20 protein-coding genes and 1 tRNA gene are annotated in these 24,651 nt (G+C 47.9%); 13 read left to right on the top strand and 8 right to left on the bottom strand.

Annotated features, from left to right (window positions below; all coding sequences use genetic code 11):
• Positions 1–24: 24 nt before the first annotated feature.
• Complete coding sequence (gene rtcR / locus H8K36_RS13900) at positions 25–1,623, bottom strand: RNA repair transcriptional activator RtcR (RefSeq protein ID WP_186917091.1); 1,599 nt, start codon at positions 1,621–1,623, stop codon at positions 25–27.
• Between the two features lie 342 nt (positions 1,624–1,965).
• Between rtcR and H8K36_RS13895 the strand changes: the two genes are divergently transcribed.
• The 13 genes from H8K36_RS13895 to H8K36_RS13835 all read left to right on the top strand — a co-directional run bounded on the left by H8K36_RS13895 (position 1,966) and on the right by H8K36_RS13835 (position 16,004).
• Positions 1,966–2,035 (top strand) — tRNA-Ile (locus H8K36_RS13895).
• A 269-nt stretch (positions 2,036–2,304) separates the two neighbouring features.
• Complete coding sequence (locus tag H8K36_RS13890; protein WP_186917090.1) at positions 2,305–3,435, top strand: slipin family protein; 1,131 nt, start codon at positions 2,305–2,307, stop codon at positions 3,433–3,435.
• Between the two features lie 56 nt (positions 3,436–3,491).
• Positions 3,492–3,968: a phosphatase domain-containing protein gene (locus H8K36_RS13885; protein ID WP_186917089.1), complete on the top strand. Its 477-nt coding sequence runs from the start codon at positions 3,492–3,494 to the stop codon at positions 3,966–3,968.
• Between the two features lie 12 nt (positions 3,969–3,980).
• A complete protein-coding gene (locus H8K36_RS13880; RefSeq protein WP_186917088.1) occupies positions 3,981–5,210 on the top strand; it encodes an RtcB family protein in 1,230 nt (409 codons plus the stop codon).
• 267 nt (positions 5,211–5,477) lie between these two features.
• The gene (gene rtcA, locus H8K36_RS13875) at positions 5,478–6,503 is read left to right on the top strand and encodes an RNA 3'-terminal phosphate cyclase (protein ID WP_186917087.1); all 1,026 of its coding nucleotides are present in this window, start codon (positions 5,478–5,480) and stop codon (positions 6,501–6,503) included.
• Between the two features lie 105 nt (positions 6,504–6,608).
• Positions 6,609–7,409, top strand: coding sequence for a nucleotidyltransferase domain-containing protein (locus H8K36_RS13870; protein ID WP_186917086.1), 801 nt, complete (start codon positions 6,609–6,611; stop codon positions 7,407–7,409).
• 150 nt (positions 7,410–7,559) lie between these two features.
• Positions 7,560–8,063, top strand: coding sequence for a hypothetical protein (locus tag H8K36_RS13865; RefSeq protein ID WP_186917085.1), 504 nt, complete (start codon positions 7,560–7,562; stop codon positions 8,061–8,063).
• Between the two features lie 415 nt (positions 8,064–8,478).
• On the top strand, positions 8,479–9,711 hold the full coding sequence (locus H8K36_RS13860) for a 3-methyl-2-oxobutanoate dehydrogenase (2-methylpropanoyl-transferring) subunit alpha (RefSeq protein WP_186917084.1): 1,233 nt from the start codon (positions 8,479–8,481) through the stop codon (positions 9,709–9,711).
• A 24-nt stretch (positions 9,712–9,735) separates the two neighbouring features.
• Complete coding sequence (locus tag H8K36_RS13855) at positions 9,736–10,773, top strand: alpha-ketoacid dehydrogenase subunit beta (protein WP_186917083.1); 1,038 nt, start codon at positions 9,736–9,738, stop codon at positions 10,771–10,773.
• 1 nt (position 10,774) lies between these two features.
• Positions 10,775–12,100, top strand: coding sequence for a dihydrolipoamide acetyltransferase family protein (locus H8K36_RS13850; protein WP_186917082.1), 1,326 nt, complete (start codon positions 10,775–10,777; stop codon positions 12,098–12,100).
• A gap of 176 nt (positions 12,101–12,276) precedes the next feature.
• Complete coding sequence (gene lpdA, locus H8K36_RS13845; protein WP_186917081.1) at positions 12,277–13,683, top strand: dihydrolipoyl dehydrogenase; 1,407 nt, start codon at positions 12,277–12,279, stop codon at positions 13,681–13,683.
• 151 nt (positions 13,684–13,834) lie between these two features.
• A complete protein-coding gene (locus H8K36_RS13840) occupies positions 13,835–14,686 on the top strand; it encodes an ABC transporter ATP-binding protein (RefSeq protein WP_186917080.1) in 852 nt (283 codons plus the stop codon).
• A complete protein-coding gene (locus tag H8K36_RS13835) occupies positions 14,679–16,004 on the top strand; it encodes a hypothetical protein (RefSeq protein ID WP_186917079.1) in 1,326 nt (441 codons plus the stop codon). Before H8K36_RS13840 ends, H8K36_RS13835 begins: the two co-directional genes overlap by 8 nt.
• A 51-nt stretch (positions 16,005–16,055) precedes the next feature.
• On the opposite strand, the gene H8K36_RS13830 is transcribed toward H8K36_RS13835, so the two are convergent.
• The 7 genes from H8K36_RS13830 to H8K36_RS13800 all read right to left on the bottom strand — a co-directional run bounded on the left by H8K36_RS13830 (position 16,056) and on the right by H8K36_RS13800 (position 24,556).
• Positions 16,056–18,008: a methyl-accepting chemotaxis protein gene (locus H8K36_RS13830; protein WP_186917078.1), complete on the bottom strand. Its 1,953-nt coding sequence runs from the start codon at positions 18,006–18,008 to the stop codon at positions 16,056–16,058.
• Positions 18,009–18,235: 227 nt separating this feature from the next.
• Positions 18,236–18,694: a hypothetical protein gene (locus H8K36_RS13825; protein ID WP_186917077.1), complete on the bottom strand. Its 459-nt coding sequence runs from the start codon at positions 18,692–18,694 to the stop codon at positions 18,236–18,238.
• 83 nt (positions 18,695–18,777) lie between these two features.
• Positions 18,778–19,830, bottom strand: a complete 1,053-nt coding sequence (locus H8K36_RS13820) for an NUDIX domain-containing protein (protein ID WP_186917076.1) — start codon at positions 19,828–19,830, stop codon at positions 18,778–18,780.
• A 34-nt stretch (positions 19,831–19,864) separates the two neighbouring features.
• Complete coding sequence (locus H8K36_RS13815) at positions 19,865–21,565, bottom strand: NAD+ synthase (RefSeq protein ID WP_186917075.1); 1,701 nt, start codon at positions 21,563–21,565, stop codon at positions 19,865–19,867.
• 47 nt (positions 21,566–21,612) lie between these two features.
• Positions 21,613–22,803: a nicotinate phosphoribosyltransferase gene (pncB, locus tag H8K36_RS13810; protein ID WP_186917074.1), complete on the bottom strand. Its 1,191-nt coding sequence runs from the start codon at positions 22,801–22,803 to the stop codon at positions 21,613–21,615.
• Between the two features lie 34 nt (positions 22,804–22,837).
• On the bottom strand, positions 22,838–23,686 hold the full coding sequence (locus H8K36_RS13805) for a cysteine hydrolase family protein (RefSeq protein WP_186917073.1): 849 nt from the start codon (positions 23,684–23,686) through the stop codon (positions 22,838–22,840).
• Between the two features lie 129 nt (positions 23,687–23,815).
• A complete protein-coding gene (locus H8K36_RS13800) occupies positions 23,816–24,556 on the bottom strand; it encodes an NUDIX hydrolase (protein ID WP_186917072.1) in 741 nt (246 codons plus the stop codon).
• Between the last annotated feature and the right edge of the window lie 95 nt (positions 24,557–24,651).

Genomic DNA, 24,651 nt, shown 5'->3' with positions numbered 1-24,651 from the left:
CGATAAAAGCGCGAAGCGATTTCTTTACCACTGCCGTATCTGATTAAAGCTGAGATCAAACTTAGCTAAGTATTTGCGCAAACGATCAGCATCATTCGAGATTTTTTTCTCTTGCCGACTTCGTTGAAACAAGCGCCGCCCTGCTTCAGACAAGCTGGTCGTTTCACGACACACCTGTACTACGTAGGCAAGTTGAACTTGATCAAAGGCATCTAACTCTACTTGTAAGGCCAACCAATCGGGATGATCGAGTGCTTGTTGTTTCGCCGAACGTTCAGAATCGGATTGCCGCTGCCGATGCTGCAAGCGTTGCAATTCTCTCTCAGCATTTGGCATATCGATACGCCCACCATCCGCCAATGTCGCCATACGCAGTAAGCTCGCGGATAGGTCGCGAAAATTACCCGACCATTCGGTCCCCATATCCATCGCATATTGCAAATAGACCTTCTTGGCATCCGAGTTGAAGCGTACTTTCTTACCCAGTTGATTGGCTATGCGATCAAGCTCAAAATCGAGATTAGGTTCAATATCTTCGCGCCTGTCTTTTAATCCCGGCAAGGTGTACAGCCAAGTATTAATACGGGCAAATAAATCTTCACGAAAACGCCCCGCGCGTACATCTTGTGCGAGATCTCGGTGGGTACCTGCAATCAGTTGAAAATCGCTTGCGACTTCTTTATCGCTCCCCATCGGGAAGAAGCGTTTCTCCTCAATTGCCTTCAGTAACATCGCTTGCTCATCAAGACCAAGCTCTCCGATTTCGTCGAGAAAAAGCAAACCATCGTCGGCTGCTTTCAAATAGCCAGCACGCGCTTGTAAAGCGCCGGTAAATGATCCTTTGACGTGGCCAAACAAAGCTGACATTGCCCCGTCACCACGCAAGGTGGCGCAATTAACGTCGATAAAATCTCCCTGCAACTGATGTTTCGACTTCTTCAATTCATAGATGCGACGAGCAAGGAAGGATTTCCCAGCGCCGGTCGGCCCGGTCAATAAAATGGGCGTTTGCGAACGCAAAGCGACCTGCTCAATTTCTTCTATAGTACGGTTGAACTTCGCATTTTTGGTGGCAATACCAAACTTCAGAAATGACAAATCCTCTTGTCTCTCCTCTTCGAAACGCGCCGCCAACTGATTGTATTGAGACAGATCCAAATCGACGACTGCCACCTGCCCAGTATCAGGATAGCCACCACGTTGTGGCGGCGAAGTTTGCAATAACTTAGCCGGGAAGTAGCGTGCTTCGGTCAACAAGAACAAACAAATCTGCGCCACATGCGTGCCTGTGGTGATGTGCACCAAGTACTCATGCGCTTGCGTATCAAATGGATAGCGTCGCACGAAGTCATGCAATGCCGAATAGACCTCAACAAAGTCCCAAGGGTCTTTGATCGGCATTAGCACTGGTTCAACCACCGTCTCTGGCGAGACACGTTGAATGTCAGCGGCCACCAATTTCAATAGCTCGCCTTTACCACCGCCATGAAACAAGACCAACTTGTGAATCAACACATCTTCTTGCTGACATAGAGATACCGTCGGGCGCCAACGCTCCCAGCGCGCAGCATTGAAGCCCGCATCAAGGGTAGTTCCGAGAAATCCAAAAACAATCTTATCCATTTTTATAAATAACACGCTATTTTTCTAACTAATACAAGTATGAGTCAAAACACAAAAATAATCAAAACCAAATAGAAAATAGAAAAATCTCATTAAATCAAATAGTTAGTGATCTAAAGATAGAAAAACAGAAAAGCTGGCACGCAATTCGCAATAGAGGAAGTGTCTTCTGTAGAACTTGTTTGCAATAGATCAGGGTTCAACAAGCCCTACTGGTACCTGTGCCTCAACGCGGAGTTTCTCCAAACTTGATAGGTTTCAGGTATGCCGCAGCAAGGAAAAGAAGGTATTGGCGATGTTTCTGGTGAAGAGCATCGGGTTCGATTCCCGACATCGCCACCAAAATGGATAGCTCATTCTGGTAGAGCAATCGACTAATAATCGATCTGTCGCGGGTTCGATTCCCGCTCCAACACACTCTCAACAAGTGTTTCGTTAGTAGTAAATGTAGTACAGGGTGGGAAGAAAGAGTTTTGGCAGGATTTCTTCTTTACTCAGCACCGCCATCCTTGAACTCTTGGTTCTCGGGCTTGGGGGTAAGTCAAAAGTGAGCGATACAGAGAAAGCAAGTATCGGCACTTTCGACACCCCCTTGACCAACAATTGAGACAACATTGATTGCCGCGTTAAGTAAAACACCCTGCTTTTAAATGGCAAATAGAAAAATAAGGAAAAAGAAAAATGAAAATCAAAGTACAAAAAAATGAACGCGCCATCTTGTTTAAGGACAAGGCTTTTGAAGCCATTTTGGCGCCTGGCGAATATCGCTTTCTCGATCTTTTCGGGAAATACTCGGCACAGATTTTTGATATGGATAATGTGCGCTTCCAACATGCTTGCGCAGAATCCTTACGCCGTCACGAAGTTGACGTGGTTAATGAGAATTTTTATGTAGTTGACGTTGCCGATGAAGCAGTCGTACTACGCTATGAAAATCAAAGTTTGGTGGAGATTTTGGCGCCAGGCACACGCAAAATGTATTGGAAATTTGGTGCAGAACAAGAATTTCAGACTATCGATATCTCTGCGAACTTTGCAGTCTCCAAAAAATTGTTGGGCTATTTAGCGCAACCGACTTTGCGCGGCAAAGAGATTTCTGGCTTGCAAAATATATTGTCTGTACAAATCCCAGAATCACACCTTGGACTCTTAAAGGTAGACGGTAAATTAGTGGAAGTCTTGGCGCCCGGAAAGACCGCCTATTGGCGTTTTAACCGCGATATCCAAGTAGAGACCGTTGATACCCGAATACAGGCACTAGAAGTATCAGGCCAAGAAATTTTGACTAGCGATAAAGTAAGCTTGCGAGTTAACCTTAACGCCAACTGGCTGTTCGAAGACGTGAAATTGGCCTATAGCCGTTTGGCTAAACCTGCGGAACACATTTATCGCGAATTACAATTCGCCTTGCGTGCCGCAGTTGGAACCCGTAGCCTTGACGAACTTTTGGAGAACAAACAAATCATCGATACCGTAGTCAACCAACATCTGGAAGAAAAACTGCAAGGTTTTGGTGTGAAGGTATTGAGTGTGGGTGTCAAAGACATCGTGTTACCAGGCGACATGAAGGTCTTGTTGGCACAAGTGGTAGAGGCAGAAAAAGCGGCACAAGCGAACGTGATTCGTCGACGCGAAGAAACCAACGCCACCCGCTCTATGCTGAACACTGCGCGCGTCATGGAGAACAACCCAACTGCGCTGCGTTTGAAAGAGTTAGAGACTTTGGAAAAAATCGCCGAACGTATCGATAAGATATCTGTCTTCGGTGGTTTAGATCAGGTCTTGAATGGCTTAGTGAAATTGAAGGTGTAGATAAGAAATTTACAGGGTTGGAAGAACCAACCCTGTAATAACGGAGCTAGATTCAAATGAGAAACAGCAAACCACTCTATATTTTTGATCTCGATGGCACCCTTGCCATCATTGATCATCGCAGACACTGGGTCGAAAAAGTAAGACCAAGCGCCAACGATTGGCGCAGCTTCCACCAAGACTGCGTTTTTGACAAGCCAAACCAGAATGTGATTCGTACGATGGAAGCTCTTCGTGCGAATGGCGCTGAGATCTGGATATTCTCCGGACGCAGCAATGAAGTGAGAAACGAAACCGAACAATGGTTAATTGAAAATACGCGATTCGAGAGGGAAGAACTTCACACAGCACTAACCATGCGCGATCAAGGAGACTTCACCGAAGACGACAACCTCAAAGCAAAATGGTTATCGGGGATGCTCGAAGTTGACCGCAATCGTCTGGTCGCTGTTTTTGATGATCGAGACAGAGTCGTACAAATGTGGCGCGAAGCGGGAATCAGCTGCTTTCAAGTCGCACAAGGAAAATTTTAAGAAGAACAAAACATGAAAAACCAAAACTACCAATTACTAGAAATCGAAAACGCCGCACCGATTAAAATGTGGACTGAAGGTGTCCCCGTTGAAGACGATGCGAAAGAACAATTGATCAACACGGCGAAGATGCCGTTTATCTTTAAGCATTTGGCCGTGATGCCCGACGTTCACTTAGGGAAAGGGTCCACCATCGGTAGCGTGATCCCAACCCATAGAGCAATTATTCCTGCCGCGGTTGGTGTCGATATTGGATGCGGAATGATCGCCTGCAAAACAACTTTGAACGCCAAGGACTTGCCAGATAATTTGGGTCCATTGCGTGCCGCCATAGAGAAGGCTGTTCCACATGGACGTTCCTCCACACGTAGTGGGCGCGATAAGGGTGCTTGGGGTGATCGTCCACCAGCTTTAGTAGATGATGCGTGGAAATCTTTGGAGTCGACTTTTAAAGAACTTACAGCAGATTATCCTCGTTTAGAGAAAACTAATCAGCATAAACACTTAGGAACTTTGGGAACAGGTAATCACTTTATCGAAATCTGTTTAGATGAAAAAGAGTCTGTTTGGATTATGTTGCACTCCGGTTCACGCGGTGTAGGAAATGCGATTGGAACTTTGTTTATTGAGCTGGCAAAAAAAGATATGCAGCAGCATTTGTGCAATATTCCAGATCAAGATCTGGCTTACTTTGAAGAAGGTAGTCAATATTTTGGTGATTACGTCAAGGCTGTAGGTTGGGGACAGAAGTTTGCCAAAACCAATCGTGAAATCATGATGCAGCATGTGATTGACGCGATGCGGAAGATCATTACCAAACCTTTTGAAACGCACTTGGAAGCGGTAAATTGCCACCACAACTACGTGCAAAAAGAAAAGCACTTCGGAGAAGAAGTCTACGTGACGCGTAAAGGCGCGGTATCGGCCAAGAAAGGTGAACTCGGCATTATTCCTGGTTCAATGGGAGCGCGTAGCTACATCGTACGTGGTTTAGGAAACGAAGAAAGCTTCCAATCCTGTAGCCACGGCGCAGGTCGTGTGATGAGCCGTACCAAAGCCAAAAAGTTGTTCACGATCGAAGATCAACAACGCGCAACTGCTGGCGTGGAATGCCGCAAAGACGCCGATGTGATTGACGAAATTCCGATGGCATACAAAGACATCGACGCCGTGATGCAAGCGCAAAAGGACTTGGTTGAAGTGGTGTACACATTGAAGCAGGTGGTGTGTGTGAAGGGGTAAAGGATCAATACACTACCTCGATATGGAAAACTGAGATGGTCATTCCCGCGAAGGCGGAAATCTAGTGACTTTAACTTTTTTAGATGAATGAACAATGACCCTCGCCTGATTATCTAAGATATAAAATCAAGCGAGGCTCATCTTTTTTAGATAGGACTTACGCAAAATTGCGCTCACTAGGCGCGTCGCCGCAGAAAGTACACCTTTAAGGCAAGGCGACACAACGACGTTAGCGTCTGTTTTGCGTAAGTCACAATAGAAATGAACATGATACAAATCGACGCATCACAAGGTGAAGGTGGCGGGCAAATACTGCGCACGGCACTTGCCCTGTCCATCATCACGCAGCAAGCCGTTAGGCTGAAAAATATAAGAGCGAAACGGTCTAAACCAGGACTCATGCGCCAGCATTTGACTTGCGTGAAAGCAGCGCAAGCAATCTCGAATGCGCAAGTTTCCGGTGATAGTTTGGGCAGCACTGAACTCAGCTTTACACCGAATGCGGTGCAAGCAGGTGAGTATGCTTTTGCAATCGGCACCGCGGGAAGTTGTGCCCTGGTGCTGCAAACCATACTGTGGCCACTGCTATTTGCAGAAGGGGCTAGTACTGTCAGTATCGAAGGCGGAACGCATGTGCCGATGTCGCCGTCTTTTGAGTTTTTAGAATACAGTTTTTTACCAGCAATCCAGAAAATGCAGGTCGATGCCGAGTTTGAATTATTAAAACACGGTTTTTACCCTGGCGGTGGTGGGAAACTGCGTGCAAGCATCAAGCCTTGGCGCGAGAAATCAGCGCTGGATTTACAAGAGCGCGGTGAACGAATTAGCCAGCATGGATTGTGTTTAATCGCCAACTTGGACCACAGTGTCGCTGCGACTCAACTCAAAGAAGTGCAGCGTTACCTGAATTGGAATGAAGAAGACTTGATACACCAAGGGCTACGTAATTCACATGGGGTTGGCAATGCATTGCTACTGAATGTGCAGTCGAGTCAACATACTGAAATCGTCACTGGCTATGGCGTTAAGTCGCGTTCAAGCGGGCTAGTGGCACAACAAGCTTGCGATGAGATGAAGCACTATCTCGCCAGCCAAGCTGCAGTGGGCGAACATATGGCAGATCAACTCTTGATTCCTTTGGCTTTAGCAGGAGGCGTATTCACCACGAATGTGATTAGCGAGCATTTCAAAACCAACTGCAACATCATTCAAGCGTTTTTGAATGTCAATTTTGGGATTGAGAAGATCGACGCTCATTGTTTTAAAGTGCAAACCAAGGGCTGCATCATTTAGCGAAGAGTTAAACAAGATTGCTTAGGCTATTCACTAATGCTTAGACAGGTTTGCTTGAAGTCGAACGGAAGACAAGAACAACAATAGAACAGGTAGGACACAGTCATGAAAAACCTCGCAACAAGCGTAGAAACGGTCATACAAGATCGCTTAAACACCATAGAACAAGAACACGACGTCAAGATCATTTTAGCGATCGAGTCTGGCAGCCGTGCCTGGGGCTTTGCTTCGCCCGATAGTGATTGGGATGTCCGTTTTTTGTATGTACATCGCGAGCCATGGTACTTCAAGGTTCACGCGGGTCGCGATGTCATCGAAACTGGCATAGAGCAGCACCCGCTAGGTGAATTGGATATCAATGGGTGGGAATTACGGAAAAGTTTGCAGCTACTTCACAAGAGTAATCCCGCTCTGATGGAATGGCTACAATCCCCCTTGGTTTATCGTGAAGATAAAACAGTGATGACGGCATTTCGCCAGCAAGCAGAGGTCTTTTTCAAGCCGCAGGCCTGCTTTCAACATTATGTCAGTATGGCGATCACCAATACACGTGAGTTTCTTCACAAAGATCAAGTACGGCTCAAGAAATATCTGTACGTACTACGGCCGATATTTTCCTGTTTATGGATAGAACGTTTTGGCACGATGCCACCCATCGAGTTTCATCGTTTACTAGATACCCTGCTTCCAAACGGCAGCCTGCGGCAGGAGATCGATTTACTGCTAGCGAAGAAAATGGCGGGCGGCGAGCTGGAAACAGCGTCACCTATCGCAGGACTAAATGAATTTATCAATACTGAACTGGCTCGGATAAAAGACATCAATTTCGCTGTGAACGAAATGGGTGCACGTGCTTACACGGATTGCGATGCATTCTTGATGAACACGATCAAGAATTGGGAATGAGTAACGACGAGGAAATACGCTTCTGTGCGCAAGTAAAATATTGCAGCACACAAGCTGAACTCAAGCTAAACTTTGACCTCATCTAATCTAACGATTACCCAGAATGACGAAACGTATCGCAACTCTGGGTCTTCTGCGCGAGGTTTCGTCATGTTGAAATTCTTCATTGCTTTACTCTTAAACTTGTCTTTGATTGGCGGTGCTTGGTGCCAAGCTGCGAAACAAGACAACAAGGCTGGAGAGTTGCCATTGGCGCTTCCTGCTGGGCTGGAAGAGGTGCAGCTACCCGACGCCCTCACCCAACTGCAAGAAAAATACATTGCCGTGCAGGAGAAAATTGTCGCTTTGCGTCAGCACAAATTAGCGCTCGGCAAAGGTGATGCAAAATCTCTCGATGCGGCCAAGCTAGGATTATTACAATCAAAACTCGGCATCGAAAAAGATCAAGGCAAGAAAATTGAATTTCTGCAGGAAATGGTGAAGTTACAGTCAGAGTCGCATGCCCGCTCACAGCGCAAGCAAAAGAACGGGTCAGGTAGTGAAGACGACACGCTGATGCAAGAGGTACAGCTGATTGCTACACAAATCGAATTACTCAAAGCCGAGAAGAAAGCATCTCCGATGGCAATCACGCCAGAAAAAAATAAACTTTGAATGGAGTTCAAAGGTATATACATTGAGTGCAAACAAAAGCACCAAAGCCACTCCAATATCTAGATTCAAATTGATCAGGGAAATTTAATTCCTCTCTACCCTCCCACATCTCATTCAAGTGCAATTCATATTGCATCGCAACAAAAAAATCGCACTTTCCTCGAATGTGATTTGTCCCAGAAAATCAAGCACTAAATTTCTTTAATTAGCGCAAGAAACAACCTCGCTTTGCTTGCCAATCGCGGTCGATTTGTGGATACTTTGCGCCAGAAAGATTGAAGGCTTTCGCGGCGTTTTACTCCACAAGAATTAAACGCCACTAATAAAAAAGAATGCTGCGCCACAACAATGGTGTAGTGAAAAATGACACTTATTTCCAATGATTGCTCAACAAAATTGAGCAAGGAGACAAACCATGCCACACACAGAACCGTTACGTTTACACGTACCGGAACCCACTGGCCGTCCTGGCCAACAGACCGACTTTTCCTATCTACGTTTATCTGCCGCTGGTGAAGTACGTCGCCCTCCAGTCGACGTGACGCCTGTCGATACGCGCGATATCGCCTATTCCTTGATTCGCGTGCTCGATGAACAGGGAAATGCAGTTGGACCTTGGGTTCCTGACATTAGCATTGAGACTTTGCGCGCAGGAATGCGGGCGATGATGAAAACGCGTATTTTCGATTCGCGCATGTTGATCGCCCAGCGCCAAAAGAAAATGTCCTTCTACATGCAAAGTTTAGGCGAAGAAGCGATCGGTGCAGCGCAAGCGATGGCCTTGAATCGCGACGATATGTGTTTCCCAACTTACCGCCAACAAAGTATTTTGATGGCGCGTGAAGTGCCCTTGCATGGTTTGATCTGCCAATTGATGTCGAACGAAGGAGACCCGCTCAAGGGTCGCCAATTACCGGTGATGTATTCGATTAAAGAAGCGGGCTTCTTTTCCATCTCCGGCAATCTCGCCACGCAATATATTCAAGCGGTGGGCTGGGCGATGGCTTCAGCGATTAAGAACGATACCAAGATCGCTTCCGCGTGGATTGGTGATGGTGCCACAGCCGAGGCAGATTTCGACACCGCATTGACCTTCGCCCACGTTTATCATGCACCAGTCATTTTGAACGTGGTGAATAATCAATGGGCGATTTCCACCTTCCAAGCCATTGCGGGCGGTGAGAATACAACTTTTGCTGCGCGCGGCGTTGGCTGCGGCATCGCTGCCCTGCGCGTCGATGGCAATGACTTCCTCGCGGTATATGCGGCATCCAAATGGGCTGCGGAACGTGCACGTAACAATCTCGGTCCGACGTTGATTGAATGGGTGACTTACCGTGCAGGCCCTCACTCTACATCCGATGATCCATCGAAGTATCGTCCTTTGGATGACGCCAGCCATTTCCCATTGGGCGACCCAATTGCGCGCCTCAAACAATATTTGATGAATCAAGGAGCATGGTCCGAACAAGAGCATGAAGATACCCAGAAAGAACTAGAAGCAATGGTGATCGCCGCCCAGAAAGAAGCCGAAACGCTCGGTAGTCTGGCAGATAACCATGTGTTTAGTCCGGCGGAGATGTTTGAAGACATCTATGAGCATATGCCTGAGCATCTGCGTCAACAACGTCAACAATTGGGCATCTAATCAGGTAGCTAAAGGAACCATGTAATGAGTGAAGATCTAAAAGGCAAGACCACGCCGATGACCATGATTCAAGCGCTGCGATCAGCGATGGATGTGATGTTAGAGCGTGATGACAATGTCGTCGTTTTCGGGCAAGACGTCGGCTACTTTGGTGGCGTATTTCGCTGCACCGAAGGATTACAAAAGAAGTATGGCAAATCGCGTGTGTTTGATGCACCGATTTCGGAAAGCGGTATCGTCGGTGCGGCAATTGGTATGGGCGCATATGGTTTGCGCCCATGTATTGAGATTCAATTTGCCGATTACATCTACCCCGCTTACGATCAAATCGTTTCGGAAGCAGCGCGTCTACGTTTCCGTTCTGCTGGTGATTTCACGGCACCATTAACCATACGCACACCGTGTGGCGGTGGTATCTATGGTGGCCAAACGCATAGCCAAAGCCCGGAAGCCGTATTTACCCATGTCTGCGGTTTGCGCACAGTGATGCCATCCAACCCTTACGATGCCAAAGGCTTATTGATCGCTTCCATCGAAAACAATGACCCTGTCATTTTCTTAGAGCCTAAGCGTATTTATAACGGTCCATTCAATGGTCATCACGATCAACCGGTAGTGCCGTGGTCTAAGCATCCTATGGGCGACGTGCCTGAAGGTTACTACACCGTGCCACTCGAATCGGCTGCGGTCTTCCGCGAAGGTAAAGACCTCACCGTACTCACGTATGGCACCATGGTGTGGGTGTCTGAAGCGGCGACCGAAGAAAGTGGCATCGATGCTGAAATCATCGATTTACGCAGTTTGTGGCCACTAGACTTACCCACCATTTTGAAGTCTGTGAAGAAGACAGGACGTTGTGTGATTGTGCATGAAGCGACGCGCACCAGCGGTTTTGGCGCGGAACTCACCGCACTGGTGCAAGAGCATTGTTTCTACCATCTGGAAGCACCGATCGAACGCGTGACGGGTTGGGATACGCCCTACCCACATGCGCAAGAGTGGGATTACTTCCCTGGTCCAGCCCGCGTTGCCGCGGCATTTAAACGTGCGATGGAGAAATAAGATGGGTATTCATGTCATTAAAATGCCGGATATCGGTGAAGGCATTGCCGAAGTTGAGTTGGTAGCGTGGAATGTGAAAGTGGGCGACATGATCGTCGAAGATCAAGTCATGGCTGATGTCATGACCGATAAAGCGACGATAGAAATTCCTAGCCCAGTTCATGGCAAAGTGTTGGCACTCGGTGGCGCTGCTGGTCAGGTGATGGCGGTGGGATCTGAGTTGATACGCATTGAAGTGGAAGGTGCGGGCAATGTGGATGCCAATGCAGCCGCGCCTGTGGCCGCTGCACCAACGACGCCAGCCCCAGCCGCCAAGCCAGCAGTGACAGCAGCTGCGCCGGCTGTTGTGGAAAAGGCCGCGCCAGCGACGTCAACTCCGGCTCCAGCTGCAGTCACAACTAAGCCAGTCGCGGCAAAATCGAACAGCTTACCAAGTGCAGCTCGTGCCAATGGTGAAAAGCCTATCGCCTCGCCGGCAGTACGTCGCCGTGCTTGGGACTTGGGCATCGAATTACAATTTGTGCCGGGTACTGGCACAGCGGGTCGCATTACGCACGAAGACTTGGAAGCTTATGTTGCGCGTGGTCCTGTATCGATCGCCAGCGGTGGTAGCAGTTACCGCGAATTGCACGAAGAAACAGCCATTCCTGTCATCGGCCTACGTCGTAAGATTGCGCAGAAAATGCAAGATGCAAAACGCCGCATTCCGCATTTCTCTTATGTAGAAGAGGTCGACGTCACTGAGCTTGAGGCCTTACGCACGCAATTGAATCAAAAGTGGGGCAAAGAACGTGGCAAGCTCAGTCTGTTACCGCTGTTGATGCGGGCTGTCGTATTAGCTGTGCGTGACTATCCACAGATCAATGCACGCTACGACGACGAGGCTGGCGTGGTCACACAGTTCGCAGCTGTCCATCTAGGTATCGCAGCACAGACACCAGCAGGTTTGATGGTGCCGGTGGTGCGTCATGCTGAAGCACGTGACCTCTGGAGCAATGCCAACGAAATGGGACGCCTCGCTGAAGCGGCGCGCACGGGCAAAGCAACACGTGAAGAATTGTCGGGCTCGACGATCACGATTTCTAGCTTAGGCGCTTTGGGTGGCATTGTATCGACACCGGTCATCAATTCGCCAGAAGTGGCCATCATCGGCGTCAACAAAATGGTGGAACGTCCGATGATACGCAATGGCCAAGTTGTCGCACGCAAGATGATGAATCTGTCGTCGTCGTTTGATCATCGCGTGGTCGATGGCATGGATGCGGCACAGTTTATTCAGACGATACGTGGCTATTTGGAATGTCCGGCGACGCTGTTTATTGAGTGAGGGGTATGTATTGGTGTCATTCCTGCGCAAGCGGGAATCCAGCGCCGTTGCTTGATCAACGAAAACCACTGGGCTGCTGCCTGCGCAGGAGCGACAGCGCAATTTGAATACCCTTATTCTGACTTCCATCTTAATTAACAAGGCAGTTAGCAGAAAAACTGCTGTAAGGAACAACCATGCAAACAACATCCACAACTCTCGTGGTCATCGGTGGTGGCCCTGGCGGCTACATCGCCGCCATCCGCGCCGCGCAACTGAAGATCCCGACGATTCTCATCGAAGGTGATCAACTGGGCGGCACTTGCCTCAATATCGGTTGCATCCCTTCTAAGGCATTGATCCACGCCGCTGAAGAATTTGAGAAAGCCAAACACTATGCCCACGGCTCCGCGCTTGGCATTCAAGTGAGCGCGCCTAGCATCAATATCGATCAAACCGTGAGCTGGAAAGATGGCATCGTCAAACGCTTGACGACAGGCGTCGGCGCCCTACTCAAAAAGAATGGCGCACAAGTCGTCAAAGGCTGGGCGCAAATCCTTGATGGCAAAACAGTCGCCGTCATGCAAGACGGTAAAGAAGTACAACGCATCACTTGCGAACATCTACTAATCGCTTCCGGCTCCAGCGCGGTTGAACTTCCATTCATGCCTTTTGGCTCTGGCGATGGCAAAGTGATCAGCTCAACGGAAGCATTGTCACCAACAAACATTCCCAAAAAACTGGTGGTCGTTGGTGGTGGCTACATTGGTTTAGAACTGGGCATCGCCTACCGCAAACTCGGTAGTGAAGTCAGTGTCGTTGAATCACTTGACCGTATCTTACCAGCTTACGATGAAGAGTTGACCAAAGTCATTCGCACTGCACTTAAACAAGCGGGTATCGAAGTACATCTTGGATGCACAGTGCAAGGAATGAACGCAGATAACAGCGCCGTCCGTATCAAGATTGCAGCTGGCGAAGAGTCTGAACTCGCTTGCGACAAAGTCTTGGTCGCAGTCGGGCGCCGTCCACGCACCGAAGGTTTCGGGCTTGAATCCTTGATGCTCAATATGCATGGCCGATCGATCAAGATTGATGACCAATGCCGCACTTCTATGCGTAATGTATGGGCGATTGGTGACGTGGCGGGTGAGCCGATGTTGGCGCATCGGGCAATGGCACAGGGTGAAATGGTCGCTGAAATTATCGCTGGCAAACGTCGTCAGTTTATGCCAGCGGCGATTCCTGCCGTATGCTTTACTGACCCTGAACTCGTCGTCGTCGGCAAGTCTCCACAAGAAGCGCAAGACGCCGGTATCGACATCATTAGCGCAAACTTCCCCTTCGCCGCCAATGGTCGTTCAATGACCTTAGAATCAAGCGAAGGTTTTGTACGTGTGGTCGCTCGCAAAGATAATCACCTCATCCTCGGCTGGCAAGCCGTCGGCAAGGGCGTTTCTGAATTGAGTGCCGCATTTGGTTTGTCACTAGAAATGGGCTCGACTTTAGAAGATGTCGCCGGCACCATCCATTCTCATCCAACGCTAGGCGAAGCGGTACAAGAAGCAGCATTGCGCGCTTTGGGCCATGCTTTGCATATTTAATGTTCTACGCGGTGGGGGCACCAATGCTCCCACCGATGAACTTTAAATTCGAGATTGCCACTTCATACCTTGCCTAATTTGGCAATTGGGATTGCATTGACAAGCAATTCCTCGCTACACTCGTGAAATTCCACTCCTTCAAGATCGCACAATGCCTGATTCCCAGTTCGTCGTTCAATGCCAGGCACTCAATTGGCATCGCGGTCTAAACCATATTCTGAAAGATGTCAGTTTTACGATTCCTCAGGGATCGAGAGTTGGCCTTTTAGGTAGCAACGGCAGTGGAAAATCAAGCTTACTCAAGTGTCTCACAGGCTTGACTTTAGCAGACAGTGGCACTGTAGAACTGTTTGGGCAGTCGACCATGGAAATGAACGACAGCGTACGTGAAAGAATCGCCTATGTCGCCCAAACACCTGACCTGTTTCCTTGGCTCACGGTGGAGCAACATCTCAAGGCCATAGGACAAGCTTACCCGCGTTGGACCGAGAGACGCGCTCTTGAACTTGCTCTCCACCTTGAGCTATCTTTGGGTAAATTGGTCAGCAAGCTCTCAGGTGGCGATCAGCAAAAGCTCGCCATCGTATTAGCCTTAGCTCATGAGCCAGACTTAATTTTTATGGATGAGCCTGTCGCCAACCTTGATCCACTTCGTCGTGCAGGGCTAATGCAAAGCTTATTTGTAGATGGCCGTTGGGTCAAAGAAGAAGCAACTATCGTGTTTACCAGTCATCTGCTGGCCGACCTCAATCATCTTTTGACACATATTCTTTTTATGCGACAAGGTGAGCTCCAATGGCAAACGGATTGGGTCTATACCAAAAAACATTGCCGCCTAATTCCGAAGACTGAGGCAGCAGGGCTTGTCAGCTCTCCTCATTTTCAAAGCAAGAAACTCGCCCTAATTGATTTAAATGAACTTACAGACGCTCAAGGAAACGAATTGAGTCGGCGTTTTCCCGCACCCACACTTGACGCCGTATTTGCTGCATTAAATGATTAGTATCATCATGCGCACTGCATCATCCCATTGGCATTTTTCATGGTTAAGCTTGCGTCAACGTGTTGTTGCTGGCTTTCTCTTGTGTTTACTTGTCCCACTATTTGCCGCTCTGTGCGTCAAAAACGACCCTGGTTTGAATACCCACGGACTGACGGCTCTTGGCCTTTTGCTCTTCGCAATAAGTTTCATGATCATCAATCGTGAAACGCAGCTAAACTCATTCTCACGCTCAAACGTGATACCACAGGCTCTGCATCAGTTTCTTTATTTGTCGCTTGTCAAACGCCTCAATTTTGTCAGCGCGGTATCGCTGCTGCCCATGCTGGCGATGGCGGATTCGAACAATTGGCACGATTTCGCCTCCGTAATCGGTCTGTGGTCGCTTTCATTATGTGCAGGTATGAGCACAGCAAGAATTATCCATCGGAGGTTTCGCGTTCAATATGGCTTGCTCATTGCTCTTTGGATGGCACTTATGCTTGGTCAAATTGGCATTCTCTATTTTCAGCTCCCAGTGAGTGTTTCAATTGTGTGTTGCTTTGCATGGCCAATCTCGCTATGGCATAGCCTCAACAATGGAAAACCCAGCAATTCAAAAGAAGCGGTGCCAACGACTGAAGAAACGAATACCTATCTCAATGAAATCAAAGGCCAACTTAAGCGAGTCTCGCGCTTTTCTGAAAGCAAGCTGGACGGAAAGCATTCTTATAGCTTCGATTCATTACTTCGCCCTATCGCTGTATTCACCCTATTCGTCATCGCTTATGTAAATATTGGTAGCCCCTTCGCAACGAACATACATCTACATCGCTCACTACTACTAGTGTCTGCCGCCTTGATCATGAGTAAATATCTGGTGGTACGCGATCTACATTGGCGATATTTGCTTCGCCCTCATGGTTTAGGAAGCAGCAAATTTGCGAGCAGTTTGCTCGTAGTGAATCTCGCTTTCTTCGGAACCCCGTTTGTCCTAGCTTTTCTCTTATCTTTTGGGGGCGGTCAAGGTTCTTTAGAAGTGATATTGCAAGCCATCCTTATTGCGCTTGCAGAGATAACCAGCTTACTGATCATTGCGATCACGATTGCAGCGAAAGAAAATTCACATCGAAGTGTGTATTACGGACTAATAAGCGTCGCCTTCATCTTTTTTCTAGCGCATGGGATCGATTATTTTTCCGGCAGGACCGGAACCGTATTTCAACTATTTGTCGCTGACTGGCGCTACGCAGCCACTTTATTGATGTTTTCAGCATTCGCGCTAAGGCGAGCCAATCTGATTTGGAGTCGTCAACGTCTATTAAATTTTTTGAATCGATAAAAAAATCTCCGAGCTTCACAGGGCGGAGATTTTTCGTTTACGATCCAACGTTTAGTAGCCTATCAATTTCGTCGTTGGCACCGCGTCGACTTTAAACGTCTTGACAGACTCAGCCAAGAAATTCGCGCGCTCTTCCAGTGACATCACCGCCGCTGATATTTCTTCGACCATCGCGGCATTTTGCTGTGTACTCGAATCGACTTCACGTACGGCTTCTGCCATATCATTGATCTCTGTCGATTGTTCATTCGACTCACGCGTGATTTCATCCATGATGGTCGTGACGTTTTGTACGGACTCGACGATTTCCTTCATCGTGCTGCCGGCGTCATTCACATAGCGCGCGCCTGCTTCGATGTCTTGAATCGATTCGCGAATCAAGTCACCAATCTCTTTGGCGGCGCCAGCACTGCGTTGCGCCAAGCTACGTACCTCGGAGGCGACCACAGCAAAGCCACGGCCTTGTTCCCCTGCGCGTGCAGCTTCAACCGCGGCATTGAGTGCCAAGATATTGGTTTGAAAAGCGATGCCATTAATGACTTCGGTAATTTCACCAATCTTACGTGAAGAGATCGTGATTCTCTCCATGGTCTCGACGGCTTGCGCCACCACACTACCGCCTTTGGTCGCTACTTGAAAAGCAGAGAGCGCGAGCTGGTCGGCCTGTTTCGCGTTTTCAAGATTATGTGCGACCTTCGCCGCTAAGGAATCCATATTTTCTGCGGTATGTTGCACAGTCGTTGCTATCTTCGCGCCGCGTTCAGCCAAGTCATTGTTACCCGCAGCGATCTCCGATGTAGCAAGGCTAATCGCTTCGGCAGACTCACGTACACCCGACACAATTTGCGCTAAGGCTTGTACGCTTCTACGGAAGATATTGATCGATTCTGAAATCTCATCGCGACCGACGGCGATATTCGACATCGTCAACTCACCTTGCCCCAACATGTTCACGCGCTTCGACATACTCTTGAAGCCGCTCAATGAAGTAATGTAGAAGGTGTACAAAGTGTAGAGTGCAATCGCCAAGGCAAAAGCGACACCCGCCAACATAGAATTGCGATGGCGCGCTAAACTATCGATGCGCGCACCCAGCGCTGTTTCAAGCGCCTTCAAGCTCTCGCTCGTTAGATTTGAGTTCGCATTGATTGCTGTGCTGCCTTGGTTGTAAATACTTTTCGCATCACCACTCACGGTTTCCATGATTGTTGCTTGAATCAACTTTAGATACTCATCGGTTAAGTCAAACACCTTCAAATCCAGTTTCTTCATTGCGTCGGGATTCGCTTGAGCGACTCGATCGAGTGCATCCTTCGCATCAGCACGATCGCGTTTAATCAAGGCACTAAAGGCAGCGATACGTGTACGCGTCGTATCGGCTTTATCTGGGTTCGCGGCAACATAGGCAACCAGACCACGCAGAGGTGCAAGATTTCCTGTCATCGAAGGAAGCTTATCGGTCGCGGCTGTCATCAAGTAGTAACTGTCAACGTCTGGGTCTAATGCCAAACTCGATGACTCAGATATCTGACGACGCATTTCGACCAAAGCGTCATTTACCTTCGTGTATTTCTCCGTAATTTGAGCGGTCTCAGTGTAAGTACCCTGCTGAGCGGCAGTCCAAGCATCTTTCACTTTGGCCAAAATAGCTTTGAGCTGATAGGGGTCAGCTGCTTGCAACTTTTTATCCAAACTCGCAATGCCGCTGTCAACCGTCTTAGCCGCCTCATCGGTAAGTGCTTTGTCTTCGACCTGTATCAGGCGCAATAACGCTTGCCCTCGATGCTGCAAAACCGCATCCATAATCGGATTTACCTGCGCATGATATTCGACACCAACACGTTCATTTCTTGCGAAATCAATATCCGCGTTTGCTTTATCCACATATAAGTACAACAGCATCATCAGAGGGATCAACAGCGTGATCATGATGATAGAAAATTTCGCAGGCATGCGCAGGCTGCGCATCAATTGTTTGCCAGGGCCAAAAATGTTCAGTGACAAGTGGAACTCCTTCTACAAATACAAACAAAGCTTCGAATTAGTACTAATTAAGTCTTTGATTATAGATCTAAGATTTCCATATGGAAATGTTAATGTGTCAGAGTTTGTTAAAGATCAGGCTTGATCTCCGGTTCACAGAGTGAAATACAACAAGCTGCGGTTGCTCGTTGTCGATTCCTAGCGGTTGATTACGAAAAAACCGGCGGAACTGGTCTTATTTGGTAAAACTACAAGGCACTAAGCCCCTTAACGAGATAACGATGTGTGTGTTTGTCGACATACACACTAATTAATCCATTGCCCAAACACCCTTCCGCCGCAGGCTCCAACTTCAACTTCAACAGTAGGCGAACTTGTCCGTTGCTATACACGTTTTGTCGGGTTTCACCGGCAACACAAGATGTCGCTAGATTTTTTTGCACCGAGCTTAGCTCTATCGTCGTACCTTGAAAGTTGACGAACGCCTTTCTTTGGTCTTGGCTCAATAGCAAGATCAGCGCCCCGCCGCCAAGTTTGCTCTCATCTTTTGCAAAACTGGCGATTCGATACTCATACGGCGTACTCCATTTGGACACCTGCTTTACATCAAGGGGCATCAGTATTTGTTGCGTTTTGACGTCTTGTGCCAAGGCCTGAGTCGAGGCCATTGATGCAGCAAACAATGCCAGTGCAGTAACGAAACGCATAGAACTTTCCTTTGAAGAACGAGCATTCATCTTAAACATGTTTGCCCATTCACGAAACTGCAAAAAGGCAATTTTTGGTCAAGCTAATGTTCGCTGATCTGCAAGAATTGATCCAAAATATGGAAGTGGTCATCAAAGAACTGCTCTTCCATACTTAGGATATCTGCGATCGCTACCCACTTTGCCGCGGCGGCATCATCATCGGCCTCGATATCTGGAAAATGATCAAGCTTGAGATCAAAATAAAAAGCATGAGTAATGGTGCGGCCACGCTGACTGCGGTCTGGATGGTCGAACACTTTGACATCGACCAAGGCATTCTCCAGCGTGGAATCAAGTACCGCCAGTTTTGTTTCCTCTCTCAGCTCGCGTACCGCTGCCCGCTGTAGGCGTTCATGCGGATCAAGAAAGCCTCCCGGTAGCGCCCATAAGCCCTTCCCCGGAAAACCACCGCGCTGAATCAATAACACATGCTGGTTGGTACAAACTACCGAATCGACTGTGCAAAAGATAGGTGGATAGGGTGCGCTAGCCCAAGCCAGTTTATACTTTTGCAAACCTCGGTATTCTTCGACCAAAGCCGCAAAAGCCGGTAACGTAGTCCAAGCTTTTAGATACTGACGAACCGCAAGTGGCAACATCGCTTCAAGCACTGCGAGTGAAACCTCAACATTTTCAGCTTCAAACAACACGCGACGAATCGCTGTTGCATCGATCTGGGTCGTATTTTCACATTCACGTAACCGCCAATGCGGGAAACGCCTCAAGTAATAACTGGATGCATCTTTAAAGTGTCCAATCAAGGTATAACTTTTGGCATTGGCATGCAATTGCATGACCTTGGCCTGTACCGCTTTTGACCAGCGCTCGTCGTCGTAATAATCGCGAACCGCTACGAACTGCACGCGCCCTCTCGTTGCTTCGTCTAGTGTCGCATTAATCATCGCAATGCGCTCTTGCGACGTGAAGGGATTTTTCACGCTACGCGCATGAAATGAAGAACCAAGCACGACCACGACTTGAGGCGCGGCAGCCAAGGCGGCTTGCAAGAGATGCGCATGTCCTAAGTGAAAAGGCTGAAACCGTCCGATGACGACAGCGACTTCGGTTTGTGTTTCAAATTGATCTGTTTGCATCTTCTGGTCCTATCACTGCTAGCAATTGATGTTCTTAAAATTCGTAATGAGCAGCAATCGGCATTTGTCTACCGCTGCCAAATGCACGTGCACGAACACGAATAATCGGTGGTGCTTGACGGCGTTTATACTCATTTCGAGCGACCATTCCCAGGATACGCTTCACTGTTGCTTTACCTTTTTCCGTTGCCAGTAGTCGATTAACGAAGTCTTCGGCTCGCGCCGCCTCCGCTTGTGGCAAACGTCGGCCCTCAATATGCCACTTCAAAATTTCATCGAGCTCTTCATAAGGAGGGAGACTGTCTGTATCAAGCTGCCCTGGCGCAAGTTCCGCTGATGGTGGCTTGGTGAGAACGTCATTCGGAATAATTTCTCGTCCAGCACGCTCATTGACATGTCGCGATAGAGCATACACTTCAGTTTTATACAAATCGCCAATTAAACCTAAACCACCATTCGTATCACCGTAGAGCGTACAGTAACCAACCGAAATCTCACTCTTATTACCAGTGGTAAGTAATAGCGCGCCAAAACTATTCGAATATTCCATTAAGATCGTACCGCGCACACGCGCTTGTAAATTCTCTAAGCTCAAGCCTTTCAGGGGGCTGGAGAAGGCTGCTTCAAATCCCCTACTATATTGATTCACCAGATCGAGAATTGGATGGTTCAACAGAGGAATACCCAAAGCCTCGCATAGTTTCACCGAGTCAGACACAGAACCTTCGCTCGAATACGCCGAGGGCATCGTTATCGCAATCACATTTTCAGCACCTAAAGCTTCGACGGCCAAAGCCAAAGTTAAAGCTGAGTCAATTCCTCCAGAAGATCCGACAACCGCTTTTGTGAAGTGGCAGCGACGAGCATAATCTTTTAAACCCAAAACAATTTGACGTCGCGCAAACTCAACTGGGAGTAAGCTACCCTCTTCAGTTTTCGCTTGTACCTGCTGAACTAATTTGAATTCTTTGTTTGAAAATTCGAGGCATGCAAAATCTTCCTCGAACGGAGCGGCTTCAAACACCACGCCCTGCTCTGGACTGACAACAAAAGAATAACCATCGAAGACTAACTGATCTTGACCACCGACCTGGTTCACATAAACGATAGGCGTATCATGTGCTTGCGCCGCTTGCTTGAACAAACGATGACGTTGCTCTCTTTTTCCAAAATCCGAAGGGCTTGCGTTGATACTGATAATCAGCTCAACTCCCGCATTTTCTAAAGCCGCATACGGGTTGACTTTATAGTCTTTACCTTCATCATTCCAACCATCTTCACACACCATAAATCCAATATGGTGGCCAGCGATCTGGAGCGTACAAGCACCTTCCTTGCCCGCCTCGAAATGACGTCCTTCGTCAAATATACCGTAAGTGGGCAAGAGCTGTTTGTGATACTCAGCGACTATTTTTCCATTCTGAATCGCCAGCAAGCCATTGTGCAGAGGCTTGCCTGGCCCGTGGTGATCGCGCACAGTACCGAGCACAGTAACGATTTGTGGGTGCTGGCAAGAAGCTGCGAGCACCAAGTCCAAAGCTTGCTTGCAGGCGTTGAGAAATCGAACATCTTCCAATAGATCGCCGGGATAGTATCCACATACACTCAATTCAGAAAAAATCACCAAGTCAGATTGGGCATCGGCAGCTTGCTGCATACGAGCGACTATTTTTTGGGTGTTTTCAGCGAAATCGCCGATCGTAAAGTTGCATTGTGCAATGGCAAAATTCAACATCTTTTGACCTTTATTGTTTTCGTTTGTTATAAGCTGTGGCAAACATCTTATGGCACTGGATGATGAAAAACTTGTCGCAAATACGCAAGGAAAGTTTCGTCTTTGCAGAGAGTCTTACCACTCGCATCAGACAACTTCGCTACTGGCTGACCATTGCAAGACACGATCTTCATCACGATATTCAAAGGCGTAATTCCCATATCGTTGCTGAGGTTGGTACCGATACCAAAACCTGTCATCACACGATCGGCAAAGTGCTGGTAGAGTGAAAACGCTGTGGCCACATCCAATCCATCAGAAAATACCAAGCGTTTTGTATTGGCATCAATACGTAGTTTGACGTAATGCGCCAAGGCTTTCTCACCCCAGACGATAGGATCACCAGAGTCATGCCGTAAGCCGTCAAAAAGTTTTGCGAAATACAGATCAAAGTCGGCCAAAAAGGCATCCATGCCTACGACATCCGTAAGGGCTGTACCGAGATCGCCGCGATACTCCTGCACCCAGTCTTCCAAAGCTGCTTTCTGGAAATCACGGAGGCGCACACCAAACGATTGGTATGACTGTAGATACTCATGGGCCATCGTGCCTATCGGAGTCAGATTATATTTCTTGGCTAAATACACATTGGAAGAGCCTTTGAAATACTGTGGCAATTCCTGCGCAAGGGTTGCCACGACTTCTTCTTGCCACACACCAGAGAAGCGACGACGCAGTCCAAAATCGAAGAACTCAAAAGGGTGTTTCTTGAGAGTCGTCGAAGCCAAATGGCGGATCTGTTCGACCTTATTCCGTAGACGCAAGCGTCCTTCGGCCATTACTTCATCCTTACCCAATCGACGGAAATACAATTCGTTGACGATATACAGCACGAAAATCTCGAAGCCCATAACGTGTACTTGTGGGCCTTTGGCAATGATCTGCAGGGTATCGCCGTCGACACTTACTTCGATGAACTTACGCTGAAAGCGGAAGATGGTCAGAAAATCGACGAAGTCACTTTTGATGTAACGCAGCTGGCGTAGGTAGTCGAGCTCATCACTCGCAAAGCTTAAACTACATAAGTGATCAAGTTCACGTTCTACATCCTCCTTCAGCGCCGCCAAAGGATAAGCTGGTATATTGCGACACACAAATGCATATTCCGTCTGAGTATCAGGATGACTATGTAGAAAAGCCTGCCACATCGTAAATTTGTAAAGATCGTTTTCTAACAGACTGCGAACGACGGGTTGCATAGAATTTTCTCCAAAAATGGGTACGATCTCGGTCTTATTTTTGATTGACGAGTTCTGTCGACTTCATGATGCGTAAGCCGCGATTGCGCATATCCTTCAGAAAGTCGTCACCAGCTTGTTCAAAACCTGTCACCGCACTCATGCAATCACTTAACAACACCAGTTGAGATAAGCGATCTTGAGGCCAGTTAGCGACGATGTGCTCTGTACTTGCACGCACACAATGGCTACTCGCTTCTCCGCAAATCAACACACTATCGGCGCTTCTCAAGGTCTTTAGCAAGTCTTGATTCAATTGCGTATCAGGATCTGTATCATCTGGCACTTCAGCCATCATCGCTGAATAGTGCTCTGTCCATGGGTTAGAGCCTTTATACACCATCTCCACCACAGCCTTATGCTGATCTTCCCAGCGATTATATGCAGCACGTACATCGGCATGAACATTGTGCCCCCAACTGCCAATTTCACAATGCACCGGCCAAATCATCAACCGATAACTGCCTGCGCTCTCTAAAGTTTCGAGATAGGCCTGAACCCGTGCTTTCGCAGATTCGAGACGCGGCACAAACTCACCTGCTTTGAATTCCTGCAAACTGATTTGGGTGAACGGACTCACATCGCTACCATCTGCTTTTCTCCAAAAACTCGGATGGGCTATATCGAATCGATGATGCGAGTCGAGTGTCACAGTAATCGCGGTTAGTTGATGGCCATAAGTATCAATCAAATGCGCAACCCGCTGCATATCGGCATGCGCACCTGCTACGGGCAACGCGGGCACCACGGTTTTGCCATTGAGCGCTTGTGGTAAATACTGCGCAGGGAGATCACAAAAATCATTTTGCGGATCGATAATCAATAGATGCTGACGTGCTTGCATGGCATTGCCTTTCTCAAAGTTCTCAAGTCTCAAATACCATTCAGAATTCAGCTGAATGTGTGACTGTAAAAGCATTGTAGGATACTTAGTGTAAAAACGCAACTAAGTATTCATGTTTTTTTGAGCTGGCTATTCATTGCTGAGAGTGCGACTGTAATACACAAGACCACTGCCTTCTTTAATCCTATAGAGCTGAGCAGGGCGATTGCTGCCATAGCGAAATTGCCCTTCAAGTTCATCCAAGAAGTTTCCCTCTTTAATGCGCTTACGAAACGCGCTCTTATCAATTTGTCGCCCCAGCACAATTTGATAAACCTGCTGTAAGTCGGTAAGCGTGAATTCAGTTGGCAACAAATGTGCAGCTAAAGAGCTATATTCGACTTTGTTATATAAACGTTGCAATGCAACTTGAAAAATTTCCGCATGATCAAACGCCAGCTTCGGTAAGCGCGATTCGGCATTAATCGGAAACCACTGCGCAGCGTCGGCCGTACCGCCGTGTGCGAGTTCAATTTGATCGGAAGCGATGAGGGAGAAATACACAAAGGTCGTCGACCAGCCACGAGGATCACGAGTACGAGAGCCAAAACCTTGCAGCTGCTCCAGATACGGCACCCGAACGCCGGTTTTCTCGCGCAATTTACGCAACGCCGTAGCATCAAGATCCTTGTCTTTATGCACATCAATAAAACCGCCTGGCAGACTCCACTCTCCTTTAAACGGAAAATCGCCGCGCTTCACCAACAGTACATGCAAGCACTGTTCACGAATCGTAAAAATCACAAGATCTACACTCGTTAATGGAATATCGTAGTCATGAATATTGTAATTCTTCAAAAATTCTTTCTCAGACTGCGCTTTATTCAGCATGGCAAACTCCTTAGTTGAAGCGAGTATTGTAAGCGCGAATGTCTATTGGTGCAATTTTACAACTAAGATAGTGCAAAAGTTCAACGAACTTAGTT

Source organism: Affinundibacterium nitidum, from assembly GCF_014284155.1.
In the GTDB taxonomy this organism is placed as follows: domain Bacteria; phylum Pseudomonadota; class Gammaproteobacteria; order Burkholderiales; family Burkholderiaceae_D; genus Undibacterium; species Undibacterium nitidum.
Note: the sequence above shows the minus strand (reverse complement) of the source record. Positions and strands in the feature narration are given on the sequence as shown.